13 protein-coding genes are annotated in these 13,088 nt (G+C 65.9%); 7 read left to right on the top strand and 6 right to left on the bottom strand.

Translation table 11 applies throughout. The features are described from left to right. Positions 1–39: 39 nt before the first annotated feature. The 4 genes from ACFXI3_RS23740 to ACFXI3_RS23755 all read right to left on the bottom strand — a co-directional run bounded on the left by ACFXI3_RS23740 (position 40) and on the right by ACFXI3_RS23755 (position 5,051). Complete coding sequence (locus tag ACFXI3_RS23740) at positions 40–651, bottom strand: HAD family hydrolase (protein WP_378402186.1); 612 nt, start codon at positions 649–651, stop codon at positions 40–42. A 1-nt stretch (position 652) separates the two neighbouring features. After that, positions 653–2,050 (bottom strand): MFS transporter, encoded by a 1,398-nt coding sequence (locus ACFXI3_RS23745; protein WP_378402187.1) that lies wholly within the window; start codon positions 2,048–2,050, stop codon positions 653–655. A gap of 411 nt (positions 2,051–2,461) precedes the next feature. Next, positions 2,462–4,330: a hypothetical protein gene (locus tag ACFXI3_RS23750; RefSeq protein WP_378402189.1), complete on the bottom strand. Its 1,869-nt coding sequence runs from the start codon at positions 4,328–4,330 to the stop codon at positions 2,462–2,464. Between the two features lie 535 nt (positions 4,331–4,865). After that, entirely contained in the window at positions 4,866–5,051 is a 186-nt protein-coding gene (locus ACFXI3_RS23755; protein WP_378402266.1) for a hypothetical protein, read from the bottom strand. A gap of 51 nt (positions 5,052–5,102) precedes the next feature. On the opposite strand from ACFXI3_RS23755, the gene ACFXI3_RS23760 reads away from it, so the two are divergent. The 5 genes from ACFXI3_RS23760 (at position 5,103) to ACFXI3_RS23780 (ending at position 8,941) form a co-directional block, all read left to right on the top strand. Then, complete coding sequence (locus tag ACFXI3_RS23760) at positions 5,103–5,366, top strand: HTH domain-containing protein (protein WP_344287019.1); 264 nt, start codon at positions 5,103–5,105, stop codon at positions 5,364–5,366. 48 nt (positions 5,367–5,414) lie between these two features. Continuing rightward, positions 5,415–5,657: a hypothetical protein gene (locus ACFXI3_RS23765; protein ID WP_344286698.1), complete on the top strand. Its 243-nt coding sequence runs from the start codon at positions 5,415–5,417 to the stop codon at positions 5,655–5,657. A gap of 276 nt (positions 5,658–5,933) precedes the next feature. Beyond that, complete coding sequence (locus ACFXI3_RS23770) at positions 5,934–6,638, top strand: hypothetical protein (RefSeq protein ID WP_378402191.1); 705 nt, start codon at positions 5,934–5,936, stop codon at positions 6,636–6,638. Continuing rightward, the gene (locus tag ACFXI3_RS23775; RefSeq protein ID WP_378402193.1) at positions 6,625–7,800 is read left to right on the top strand and encodes a hypothetical protein; all 1,176 of its coding nucleotides are present in this window, start codon (positions 6,625–6,627) and stop codon (positions 7,798–7,800) included. The genes ACFXI3_RS23770 and ACFXI3_RS23775 overlap by 14 nt, the downstream gene beginning before the upstream one ends. A gap of 85 nt (positions 7,801–7,885) precedes the next feature. Further along, positions 7,886–8,941, top strand: a complete 1,056-nt coding sequence (locus ACFXI3_RS23780) for a hypothetical protein (protein ID WP_378402194.1) — start codon at positions 7,886–7,888, stop codon at positions 8,939–8,941. Here ACFXI3_RS23780 and ACFXI3_RS23785 read toward each other — a convergent pair. Then, complete coding sequence (locus ACFXI3_RS23785) at positions 8,934–9,425, bottom strand: hypothetical protein (RefSeq protein ID WP_378402196.1); 492 nt, start codon at positions 9,423–9,425, stop codon at positions 8,934–8,936. The genes ACFXI3_RS23780 and ACFXI3_RS23785 overlap by 8 nt on opposite strands. 771 nt (positions 9,426–10,196) lie before the next feature. Between ACFXI3_RS23785 and ACFXI3_RS23790 the strand changes: the two genes are divergently transcribed. Beyond that, a complete protein-coding gene (locus ACFXI3_RS23790; RefSeq protein ID WP_378402198.1) occupies positions 10,197–10,775 on the top strand; it encodes a hypothetical protein in 579 nt (192 codons plus the stop codon). Positions 10,776–11,068: 293 nt separating this feature from the next. Next, the gene (locus ACFXI3_RS23795; protein WP_378402201.1) at positions 11,069–11,785 is read left to right on the top strand and encodes a DUF2637 domain-containing protein; all 717 of its coding nucleotides are present in this window, start codon (positions 11,069–11,071) and stop codon (positions 11,783–11,785) included. Between the two features lie 476 nt (positions 11,786–12,261). Here the strand turns inward: ACFXI3_RS23795 and ACFXI3_RS23800 are convergent, their stop codons facing one another. Continuing rightward, a complete protein-coding gene (locus ACFXI3_RS23800; protein ID WP_378402262.1) occupies positions 12,262–12,627 on the bottom strand; it encodes a pentapeptide repeat-containing protein in 366 nt (121 codons plus the stop codon). Positions 12,628–13,088: the final 461 nt, after the last annotated feature.

Raw genomic sequence — 13,088 nt, forward strand, 5'->3', positions numbered from 1 at the left:
GCAGAAACTGACCCGCTCGACTGCTTTTCGAGCTCGTGTCTACCTCACAAGCGAGAACGGCACCTCGGTCAAGTCGGCGACCACCAGATCGGCAGCCGAACCGTCGGCCCCGATCGCCACACAAAACGTCCCCGCGGCCTTAGCCGCAGCGATCCCGGCAGGAGCGTCTTCGAACACAACCGTCCGGGCAGGTTCGACCCCCAATCGAGCACAACCGAGGAGATAACCCTCAGGATCAGGCTTCCCCCGGGAGACGTCTTCCGCCGTGATAACCGTATCGAACAGCGTCCGCACGCCGAGCGCATTCAGTTCGGCGTGCGCGTAATCGCGAGTGCCCGACGTGACCACCCCAATCGGACAACCGAGTTCATGCAACGCCCGCACCAGTTCGACGGCCCCGGGCATCGGCTCGGCCGCGTCAGTCGCGTAGGACATCGCCTCGGCGAACAGTCCGTCCACTGTGGACTCATCAGGGAAGAGCCGAAGGTTCTCAGCCAGCACGGTCTTGCCAGGACGTCCGGCGAACGAGGCGACCAACGACTCGTCCAGCCCGACCCCGTGTGCGCGAAACAGCCGACGCCAAGCGGCTTGACTGCGGGGTTCAGTATCGACAAGTGTCCCGTCGAGATCGAAGAGGGCGGCGGCGAGCATGTCATTTCCTTTCCGTGCCGAGCGCGACGGCTGCGGCGATCAGGGCAAGCCCGGCGAACCCGCCCAGCACCGTCGCGAACGAGGCGGTCGTCTCGAAGGGGAGTCCAAGATAAGCCGTGCTCGCCCCCGCGACCCCGAGCGCGGCGCACAGCTGGGCATTAGTGTTGAGCACACCGGAGAGATCCGCGACGCGATCCGGCCGAGCTGTCGAGGTCACACGGTCGATCAGCGAATTCGAACTGACCCCGAGCCCAAGCCCGCCAAGCCCGAGCAACAGGATCAACGGCGGCCCCGGATGCCCAGCGATCGACAACTGGATGCACAGCGAGGCATAGGCAATAGCGAGGAGAAGACACCCAGCCGCCGGCGCGAACCTGCGCCAGCGAGCGGGAAGGCGGGGGAGCGCCAACCCGGCCACGCCGAAGGCAGCGACCCAGGACACCATGGCCAGCCCAGTCTCAGCCGGTCCGACCCCGACGCCTTGCTGCAGGTAAAGCGCCAGCACGAACAGCAGCCCAGCGTAAGTCGCGGTCGTGAGGCCATGCGCGAGCAACCCGTTGCGTACCACCGAATCCGCGACCACGTCCAACGCGATCAACGGACGCTTCCCCCGCCCGGCGGCTGCCTTGCAATGGCGGACGAACCAGCCGAACACCACCAGACTCGCCGCGAGACACAGCCACATCCAGGTCGGCCAGCCATGTTCGCGCCCGAGCACCAACGGCACGATCGCCAGCAACACCGCGGCAGACAGCACGCCCGCGCCCGGCAGATCCAGCGTGCCTCGCTCATCCCGGCTGTCAGCAGGCAACGCCCTCCGCGCGGCCAAGAGCAGCCCCACCCCGACCGGGACGTTGATCAGAAAGACGGACCGCCAGCCAGTACCGAAAAGATCGGCCGAGACAAGCAACCCGCCGAGCACCTGCCCCGCAACAGCGCCACCGGACAGCGCGACCGCGTAATACCCCAGCGCCCGACCCCGATCGGCACCGGTGAAGTGCGTCTGGATCCCGCTCAGGACTTGCGGCACCATCAGCGCCCCGGCCGCGCCCTGCAGGAACCGCGCGACGATCAGCCACTCGATCCCCGGTGCGACCCCGCAGGCCAACGACGCGGCGGTGAACCCGGCCAGCCCCCACAGGAAAATTCGCCGGCGTCCGTGTGTGGCCCCCAGTCTCGCCCCGGTGACCAGCAGGACCGCGTAGGCGATGAGATACCCCGAGACGACCAGCGCCACCGGCCCTTCCCCCGTGCCGAGCCCGGTCCGGATCGTGGGCGCGGCGATGTTGACCACCGCACCGTCCACATTGACCATGAACTGCCCGGACAGCAACACCGCGAGCAGCAAGCCCCGCCGCGGGCGGGTCTGCTCGGCGGACGGGAAGAGTTCGACAGCCACAGAAGCCGAGCGTGCCTGGACGGGGAGGCGCGCGCTGGCGGATTTCGGACACTGCTCTCGATCTTGGCGACGGGTCGACAGGTAACCGTCGATGGACGCCTGGCGAATTGTCGTCAGCGGAGACGCTGTTCCGACCGTGAGGGTATCGGAGTCAGTCGGCCGAGACTCTTCGCTCGCGCGTCACCTCGCGGACAATCCTGGCGAGCCTGAATTCGTGGCAATGTCCATGGACGGCCGGGCAATTTGCGCGGTGACAACTGAGGAATACGAGGATTATTGGCGCCGACCGGTTCCCGGACGAGCCCGTGCCAGCCCGGGAACCCGCCCCGCACACCCGCCAGGCATCCGGCCGGTACCGACGTTCACCCGATCCCGCCCAGGCCGGAGTGTCCGCCAACCGGCAGCGACGCCTCAGCGTGCAGGCCAGCGCACCGCGTGCACCTGATGGCCGCAGTTGTCGGACTTCCCGATGACGTCCCCGCGCGCGTTTACCCCCAACGCCCGCGCCGACGCCCCACCCGGCAGCGACGGCAGGACAGTCAGGGCCCCGTCCGCACTCCACCGCAGCGCCCGGTCGGGAACGCCGGAGCTGAAGGCCGCCCAGCCGACCACCTCTCCGGCACCGGTGATCCCGGTGGCCTCAGCATGGGTCGCGCCAGCGGGAACAGCGAGGACAGTGAGCTTGCCATCCACACTCCACCGCGCCGGTCGATCGGCGGTATAGCCAGCCGCCTCGCCGCGGTCATTGATTGCGAGGGCCGCGGTGTAACCGGCCAATGGCAGACCAGGCAACTGGGTGAGGGTCCCGTCCGCCGCCCAGCGGAGCGCGTGCCGGGAGGTGTCGTCCCGGTGGCCGGAGTGCCCCACGACCACTCCCCGGTTGTTGACCGCCGTAGCTCCACCGGTGAAGTCGCCGTCCAGCTTGGGCAGGTAGGTCGAGGTCCCGTCCGCGTTCCACCGGATCGGCCGCGCCCCTCTCGACCGCTGCGCCGTCCGCCCGACGATCACGCCGCTGTCGTTGATCCCCGCAGCGCTGGACCAGGCGTTTCCACCCGGCGTCTTGAGCCGCGTGACGGTCAAGTCGGTGTTCCAGCGGATCGCCCATGAGCCGTCGGTACCCGCGACGACGCCACTGTCGTTGATCGCACTTGCCCACCGGGTGTCCCCGCTCGGGTCGAGGTCGGTCATGCGGCCGTCGCGGGACCAGAGCACCGGATGGAGCTTGCCGCCGGATTTCCAGGAACTCCCGATGGCCTGCCCGCGAGCGTTGATCGCACTCGCCGAAGCCGACTCGAACCGCGGCAGCGAACGGCCCAGATCGACCGCCTGCCCCGACGGCAACCAGCGCACCGCCTGCCGCGCCAAGCCAATGGACGCCACGGAATAACCGACGACCGTGCCACGAGAATCGATCGCGGACCCGCTGCTCGCCCGGCCGCCCGGCAACGCTCCGAGGTCGGTGACGCCACCGCGGGTACCCCAGCGCACAGCGTGGGTGACCCCGTCCGCGCCACTGGAACTGCCAGTGATGACCCCAGCTTTGTTGATCGCGTTCGCGCCGCCAGCCGACTCCGGCGAACGAAGCCCCGGCAACTGGTGGACCGTCCCGTCCGCGTCCCAGCGCACCGGCCGCCCTCCAGAACTGCCCACGACGACCCCGGTGTCGCTGATGCCGGTCGCCTTGCCGTCGCTGGCTCCGGGAAGCAAGGCGAGCATGACGAACTTGCCGTCAACATCCCACCGGGCAGCCTGATTCCGAATAGTCCCGACAACCGTCCCGCGGTCATTGATCCCCAAGGCTGCCGACTCGTCAGCGCCCGACGGCATCGGAAGCATCGCCAGATTCCCCTTGACGTCCCACCGCGCCGCCTGCCCACGGGAATTGACCGGCATCGTCAAGCCGACCGCGACACCTGCCGAGTTGACCGCCGCAGCCTCGCCGTACCCAAAACCGCTCGCCGACCGCAACTCGGCGAACGACCCGTCCGGCTGCCAACGCACAGGCTTCTGCGTGCCGTCACCGTTGTAGGCGAACCCGACGACGACACCCCGGTCACTGACCGCCCGCGCCGCAGACCTGCTGAACGGCGCGGGAACCGCCAACCGCGAGACCTCGCCGCCCGGCTCCCAGCGCGCAGCGACAGACGCCTCGGCCCCAGTGTCGTAAAAACCGACCGCGACACCACTGTCGTTGATCCCGGTGACCTCGCTCGAGGTATCACCCGGAAACGCCCCAAGATCGACGACCACCTCCGTCGCCGCGGCTTGGTTTCCGCTCAAGAGGAGACCGCTGCCGAGTAAAAGGATAGAAAAGAAAGTGCCCGGAAAGGAATGTCTTCGTGCCACTCGAGAACACCTCCCGATGCGCGCCGAATGCGCGACTGAGGGAAGTATGGCCCGGACGGACCTTCGGCGGAAACCCGCTGATCGGACGCGCGGGATCGGCTGCTTGCCTGCGGTTAAGACCCTTCTATGTCCACTGTGGACACTTCGCTGGCGGCCGGTGTCGACGGGAATCTTCTTTCCCTGGACCGCCGTCGCGACGATGTCGTGTCGCCCGTGCCCGCCGCATGCGGAAACTTAGCTTGCCGCTGGCTCGGCGAATGCCGCATATTCACAAGGCGAACGTCGGATCAATGGCTGAGCAAACTTGATTAACCCTGCTTATGTGATTTCTTTTCCGGAGTCCGCCAGGTCCCAAGCCCGACCCAGCCGAGCCGCCGCCGCACCGCACGGCGAGCGCCGCGGCGTCGAGGCGAGGGTTGCAGACCGTCACGGAGATCCGCCTCACGCTGACGCACCAGCGCCTCGATTATCAAGAAAGGGACCATGAACGCACCGTAGAATCGGCCACCCGACCGCGCGGTGTCGGCTTCTCGGACACCTTGACGAAGACGGTGACACAGTGGCGAACCCACCGCCGCCCCGGCCAATCGGACCAGGCCATCAGGCAGGCTTCGCGCAACTCCATCAAGCCCTGCCGCTGGTCGAACGGCAGCACGCGCTCATCGAAGAACTCCGCGCGAGAGCACCCCGATTCGTACCCGGCTCAGTGCTGGCCGCGAGGACGGGAACCACCGTCCGAACAGTGGAACGGGACCTCGCCCGCCTGACCGAAGCAGGCGTCCCAATCGCCGTACGCCGCGGCCCCGGCGGCGGCTACCGGATCGACGCGCGGCCGGAACTGCCTCCGCTCACGCTGACCCCTGGTGAGGCGTCGGCACTCATCGCCTCGCTGGTCGCAGTCGGGCCCTACGTCTCGGCTGCCGCGCAGACTGCGCTGTCGAAACTGCTCGACGCGCTCACGACGACCTGACGCGCCGCCTCCGCGGAACCGCTTGCACGCGTCGGAACCCGGCCACGAATGGAGGACGGCGAGCCGCCGCCCGCTGCGGACTGGGTCACTGTCAGCGAGGTGCTGACGTGGTTCTCGACCGGCAGGCTCTGCCTCTGGCGCACCGCCCGGGAGCAGCCTCTCGCCCGGTTCGATCTCGGCGGCCGGGTGCTCTACCGCATCCGTGCCCACACCGGCGACCGCGCCAGGGGCCGGCGGGAAGCAATGGCCGCCAGGGCACACCGCGTCGACGGCGGCAACGGGGCCCTCTGAACGGCGCGGAGCGGTTCCTCATTCAGTTCTGGCCCGCACCGCCGTCCGACACCCGCGACCAGATCGACGCCCCGGTGCCCAGCCAGGTGATCGCACAGTGGCCAGCAACACGCCGGGCACCCTCCCGATTCCGCCGGTGATCGCGACCCCGCCCAGCGCGTCCAAGCGTCGCTGGAGCGCACGTCGCGAGGCTCCAACTGGCGGTATTCATTCATTGCGTCGTAACGATCGTTGATCTGCGGCGACTCTCCTAAGAAGCCGAGAAACGAGGTGTGGATGCAGGCGATCGGAGAGCCGGCCAGCACCCGGATTAAAGGGTGCCGCGTGCGAACGTCGACAGCGCTTCGCCGTATGTCAGAGCTGGGGTTCGACTTCGCGGGAATCCACGCCATAGATTCGCTCGACGATCACGCCTTAAGCGCAGTACGTTCCCTGGTCGACGTGATCGTGGACGAGATGCTCGCCATCGAGCCCGTCCTGCTGACGAAGGTCGATGCCGTCGCACCGGTGGCACGCGCGCTGCGGAAGACCGGCGTCCGGTGGTTGCAACTGCACCGGACCTGGTCGGTCGACGGTTTGGACGCTCTCCTGACCGCCCTGCGGTCCGAGCCGCTGAACACGAAAGTGATTATGCTGGTTGATCCAGAGGAGACGCCGTCTCGGGAACTCACGACCGAGATCCTTGATCTGGTCGACTTCGTCATCCTCGACCACCGCCAAGGAGGGACCGGTCGGTTGCTCGACTCCCGCGCTCTGCATCGCACGCTAGATGTGATCCCCATCGACCGAGTGTTCCTCGCTGGCGGCATCACCCCCGACAACGTCGCGAGTCTTGTGAGTTCGTACCGTCCCTATGCAGTTGACGCGCAGAGTTCGCTGCTGGGGCCAAGTGGGGACCATGACGTCGATCGGCTCGTCGCCTTCGCGACTGCGGTGCGGAGACTTGGGGCGGAAGGCGGGGCTCCGCGTGCGATCCGATGATCCGCGAGGTCCGTTCCCGGACTACGCGGCTCCCTATTGGGACGACCTGGACATCGCGACGCTCGCGGACGAGCAGCTGGTTTCCAAGCTGCACCTGCTCGACAACCTTGAGGTGTCCTCGCCTTACCGCGGAACCTCAGTGCCGGTCTGGCGGCGCATCTGGCGCTCGCTGGAGTGGTTGGATCGTGCCGGGCCTCTGCCCGCGTCATGGAAGCACGCCGCGCTGTATCTGTTCGCGAACACGGTGTATCTCCCGCAGGTCTTGCTCAACGATGCGTGGCGTGCCTTGTACCTCGACCTCTGCGAGGGCGAGTTCGGTCTTGAGCACATCGCTGCGCGGCAGACAGTCCTGTCCCGTTGCCACTTCTTCGAGAACGACCCCAACGCCATGACAAGCGTGTTCTGTCACGTGAACGGGATTGAGGGGAGGCTCGATAACCAGCGTCAGCAGCGGGTCGACGGCGTCGACAAACTCGCCGACGTGCTGCTGGACCTCCTCAATCCGGCGAAGTCGGATTCGGCGAGAAGCATGCTGGCGACCATGGTGGCGAAGTCTCACTGGGTTCTGTTGGTGGACAAGTCGCTAAGCGGTCACTCCGTTGTCTCGGATCTGCGTCGGCTGATCCTCGCACGAGGACTCGCGGAACAATCGGGACTCTCGGTGCCAAGAATCGTCGTGCTGTGCCAGGTGCTCACCAGTCGCGCCGAGCATTCGTTGCGCGACCTCGTGGCAGAGCTGCGTGTAGACGGGATCAGCTGGCACAAGGCTGTCTACTTTGACGACCGCCACAGTGTCACGCACCCTGATACAACGCTTATTCTCGATCCCAGCCTCCGTACGAGTGCTTTGGAACTCTGCCAGTGGTTCGCGGAGCACTTCCTGATACCGGATCGGAGACTGGACCGGATGAGGGACCGCAGCGGGGACAACCTTGAGTACGGGTATCGCGGGTGCGGCCTCACCTTGGTCGACCACGCGAACTGTCCGACCGACTCGCTCCCCATCTTCTGGTACTCGAGCGAACCCGGCGCGGAGATCGCTTACGCCGGGCCCTACATCCGAGTCCATTCACGGATAGGCAATCAATCCGCCGAACCGTCGTCCGCGAAATGGACAACAATTGCGGAGAGACCAGAAATAATCGAAGCGCTGCGGCGCTGAAGGGTGGCGATCAATGTCATACTTGCGGATTGGCGACCTCCAGTCGATCCGGTGGACCATTCGCGGTACCAGCCACGCACGGGTAATGATCATTCTCGCGCCTAATTTCGAGGAGCGATCCACCCACTGCTGCACTGAACTCATCGAGCTGTTCGAAGGCCTAGACCAAGATGGAAGCACGTCCGAGATCCACTGGATCATCTTCACTCTGCAGGGCAGGCACAGTCCGACTTTTCTCGACGCGATCAAGGCGGTCAACGTCCGCCGAGTTGTGCAGGCGTTGTCTGGAGGTCAGCACCGGGGCCGCGTCGCACACAAGATCATCGAGTACCCGATCGATCCGGGCCGGTTCCTGGGAGAGCTGGCCTTGCTCATGCGCGGCTTGCCCTGCATTGACCAGTTGATCGTGGACTACTCCGCTGTCCCGAGGAACCTCCTCTCGGCGTTGATCGAGGAGGTCGCGGCTTCCAGCAGCAACCGCGGGAGGTTCCCAAAGGTGCGGAAGGTAGCTCTCCTCTACGCGTGGGCCGATAACTATCCGAAGGCGGCCGGACCGGAGCTTCTGGGCGAAGTCGTCGGCCACTTCAGCAGCCTCCCGTTGCGGAGCCTGCTAGAGGAACGCGATCATGCCGAAGTGGTGATCTTCGCCGCTGGCACTACGCACGATACGGTCGCGCTTCTCGAAGCTCTGAGGGGCAACGGCATGGGCAACCAAATCGGCATTCACCTGGTCAACTTCATGAACTCCGACAACTTGCTTGAGTCGCGGTTGAAGCTGCGCAACCACTATACGATCTTGCGTGACGCACCACTGCAAGGCGTCCAGGTTCGCTATGTCTTCACTGTCAGGCACGCCTTGGCGTACATGCGCGATGTCGCTGCGATCTGCAGTCAAGCCAGCGATGAAGGACTCCGTACGTTGCTCGCGATCGGGTCGTTCGGTCCTAAGCCGCTCGCGGTCGCGGCGCAATTCGTCGTGCAGGAGCATGCCGAACAACACGGAACGACGAGCGAAGTCCGGGCCGACGTACTCAACAGCCGCGGCTCGCAGTATCTGTCGCCGTACTCCCTCGGCGCGCGCGACATTACGGTGTTTGAGTACCACTCCACCGACCCGGCCAGCCTGCCTCCGCTTAAATGAGCTGCGCGCGATCGCTGCGCAAGACGCGTCGCGCCTCGGTGATGAACATGTTGGTCTCCGTAGCTGAGCGCTTCGCTGAAGCGTCCAGATCTTGGACGTCGCCCGCCGCCAGGATCGCCACAGTGAGCTCCACGAGTTCACCCGCTCGATTGGCCAGGGCCTCGTCGGCCGCGACGAGCTGAACCCGGTACATGGCGCTCCGCGCGGCAGTCCGCAGCCGCCAGGACTCAGCCCGGGCATGCACGTACTGTTCGCTGTCGGGCTGATCCTCCTGCCTGCTCGTCCATCGCCGGATCTGGGCGCCTCGCAGGTCCGCGATCGCCTCGGCGAACGAGCTGAAGGCAAGGATCTGCTCATCCCGCATCCGTCCATGCGAAGCCATCGAATGGACGAATCGCGCCTGCCTTCGCTGGAAGAGGTAGGCCACGGTCGAACCTAACAAGGTGCCGATCACTGCGATCCCGGCTGCGAGAACAGCTTGCATGGTCACCATCGTGGCACGACGACGATCACGGCTTATCGCTAAGCCTTGGTCAGTTCTTAGTGCGGTCGGTGACGCCGTTCCGAACCCGCTGGTTAAGGGCGTGTGTCGGTGTGGGTGGCTCCGTTGGTCGCCCCCGCGGTAGTCCTGATGGTTGTGGCCTTGTATGGCCATGGATCTTCAACCGTTGCCGGGCGCAACTGCCTTTGCAGTGTCTGCGGGCAGTGTGTCGATCGCGGCTAGAAGGTGGGTGCCGGCATCAAGGCGTTTGGATAGGTTGACGTCACCGGGAGGCTGACCAGTGGTGAAGTCAGTGGCTCGGGTCTTCACTTCGCCTGCCAGCACACGTGCATTGTGTACTCCGAAGATGTCGACCTCGGGAGTGCCGCCATCGGGAAGAATGAGGTCAGTGCCTGGGAGCAGTTCGCATTCTGGGGCTGTGCGGCCAGCACTGCGATGGCGAGCAGGTGCGGCAGAACGCCGTTGTCGCTGGCGCGGTCGATGGGGGCGTCCAGTCGGTAGCAGACGGCGGGCCCTCGGGAAGAGGCGTCAGCCATGACGGCGAACGTCTTGACTCCACAGATAGTGCAGGCGATCTCGAATCCGCGTTCAGCCCAATGGCGATCGACTAGCGTTTCGAGCCCTGTCCTGGCGAGGGCGAGGATCTGGTTGTCCGCGCCGTAGCGGCGCTCGCCTCGATGGCCCCATTTTGCACACGAGCTCTTCCACCAATGCTGCGTCCAGTGTGAGGCCCTCATTGTTCAGGGGCGAGGCGTGCGGTTTCGGCGGTCGGAGATCCGTTTCGCGGCCGGGGAGGTGCGGGTCTCGAATCAGATCGTGCGGTGGGGTTGGGAGACGGGAGAGTCGTCGCCGAAGACGGACGAGTCGGTGAACGCGGTCGCGATCGATCAGGACACCGGCCTGGTGCTCGCCCAGCATCTGGCGGCGCAGGACGCGGACCGGGCACGCCTCGGGTCGCAGTGGAAGGAACACGACTTGGCCTCTACCCAGTGGGACAGCCGTCCCCTGCATCCCGCGCATGTCACCGACGTGTTCTACGAGTTATCCCGTCAAGCCGGGCTTCCGCCGAGCCGGTTGCACGATCTCAGCCATGGTGCGGCGACTCTGGCGTTGGCGGCGGGAGTGGAGATGAAGGTGGTGCAGCGGATGCTGCGGCTCTCCTCGATCACTATCGCCTCCGACATCTACACATCGGTGCTGCCTCAGGTGGCGTTCGCGACAGCGGAGATCATTCCGCGGCAGTCGGCGCGAAGTCTCGGGCTCGCCTATGACCACAATGGACAGTCCGGAACCGGAAGAAATCCCTCCAGAAAACCAAAAACCCCAGGTTAACGTTTCCGATAACCTGGGGAGTGAGTGTGCGCCATCAGGGACTCGAACCCCGAACCCGCTGGTTAAGAGTCGTTTCGACGGAGTTTCGGGTGGTGCCGAGTGATGTCGGTCAGTGTCGTTTTCCTCGGGACCCGGGTGCTCGTTGTGTCGGTTGATGTCGCAGCCTGTCGTCGTGTTTCTGCGCTCTCGGGCTCCCCTCGGGCTCGCACGTGCCGGAGTCTGTCGCGTCGTTCGGTGGGGTTTGACCAGCGGCTTTTGTCGATGGTTGGTCGTGCGGCGAAGGAGGCGTCCTGATGGGGGAGGCACATGGACGGGTTGCTCCGAACCTTGCCCTGTGGGTCCAGTGCGGCTGCACCGGTCTGGTTGCGGTCGGCGCGGCGTATGCCTCGTATCGCCACGGGCGTGAGTTTGCGCTCCGGTTCGGGGCAGACTCGTCGACGGCGTCGATCTGGCCACTTCTGGTTGACGGGTTGCTGACGATCGCGACCGTCGAGTTGTGGAAGCGAGGCCGGTCTGGCCGGGAGCATGGCCGTTGGGTGGCGTGGTCGGCGTTCGTGTTCGGGATCGGGTTGTCTCTGCTGGCGAATGTCGGGTCGGCTCCGGTGGAGAGTCCTCTTCAGGCGGTGGTGGCGGCGTGTCCGCCGGTGGCGTTGCTGTTCGCGGTTGAGCTGCTGAATCGGGCGTTGAAGCAGCAGATCGCCGAGACTTGCCCCGAGGCTGTGGCCGAAGGCGAGGCTGAGGTCCTGCGAGCCGGCCTGAACGTGGTCTCGGACAGTCTCGGCGAGGCGAGTGCGCTGACCGCGGAGCAGCGGATGTGGAGGTATTACGCGGAGCAGGCAGCCGCGGGACGCTCGCCGAGCGGGGCAGAGCTGGACCGGGTGGCGGGGACGCACAACTACGGTCGTCGTGTGCTGCGCCGGTGGCGGCGGTCGGGCCGTCTGCTGGAGGCCGATGCGGCTTCTGAACAGGAGGAGCTGGTGGTGGAGGCGCTATCGGCTGTCGGGCGGTGAGCGATGGATGCCGGCTCGAGGGTGGACTACGCGAAAGGAACGGGGACGTCATCCGCGACGAGTACACGGCAGACAGCACCACGGACCGTTCGCTCCGCTGTTTGGCTCTTCTGCCCGCCGACGTCGACACGACCGATGCTGTAGCGGAGAACGAGTGGATTTGCCGGTGCGGGAACCGGTCGCACCGTCTGGTTTCGTTCCGATCGACCGGAACTGCATCGAGATCCAGCCCACGCTCGAAAGAAGATGCCTCGACGGTTGACACGGTAGCTCGCACCGTTGCAGTCGTTGGCCACATTGTCAGCCAAACATCGTGCGCGCGGAGAACGTCCTGCCGTGGCCGGACGATCCGCCGGGACTGGAGCCGCGGTGGTGCGCGGGCCGCTCTCGCTTGCCGACGAACAGTCTGGATCGAATAGCTGTTCGAAGGTCATTTGCTGAGCTTTGCGCTGGCGGAGGGTGTTGTCGAGCGCTGGTCAGAGCCGCCCGCGCAGTTCGGGGGGAAGGACAGTCGACATATCGGTTACTGCCGCCTTGAGTGCATCCGCAGTGAGGCCGACCGTGGTGCTGAGATCTGTTCCAGTCAGGTCCGCTTCGGCAAGGTTCGCGCCGGTCAGGTCCGTGTCGTGCAAGGTGGCTCCGAGCAGCCGAGCGCGGCGCAGATCAGCGTTGACGAAGCAAGTCCGGGAAAGGTCCGCGCCTCGGAAATCGGTATCCGTGAAGGTGGTGCCGTTGGCTGCGGCGCCACTGAGCGAGGTGTTCGAAAGCCGGGCGTTGTCCAGGGCAGCGCCGCGCAGCTTGGCTGAGCCGAGGATCGCGTCTCGCAGGTCGGCGTGGGCCAGGGTCGTGCGGTCGAGGTCAGGTTCGCCCGGGCCAAGACCGCGTTTTCGCCGAAGCGGGCTTCGCGAAGCACCGCGCCGGTCAGATCAGCTCCGGACAGTTCCACGTCGGTGAGGTCCGTCTCGCTCGCACCTCCCGCATCGGGGCGGGCTCAGCCGCCAAGCAGTGCGGGCGGTGCGGAAGCCTGCCGCCGCGTGGCGGCCGGCGGGAGGGCTCCGCGGCCGACAGCCGTGTTAGGCGGCCCCGGGCGAGCCGGTGCACCATGTCGCCGAGGGCTTCGGGAACGATCGAGCCGTCCAGATCGCGGGCTGCGGCGCGGACCTCCCGGTGCACCGCGTCGGGGGAGAGCTGGCTGGCGAATTCGCCGCCGAGCCACTCGCCGACCTCGGTGACGACGTCCTTGCCAGTGCTCGGTATCGCAGTCATTGAGACTCTTTCCCGAGCGAATGCCGAGAATCTGGGC

The organism is Amycolatopsis sp. NPDC059235 (assembly GCF_042754125.1).
Taxonomy (GTDB): domain Bacteria; phylum Actinomycetota; class Actinomycetes; order Mycobacteriales; family Pseudonocardiaceae; genus Amycolatopsis; species Amycolatopsis albidoflava.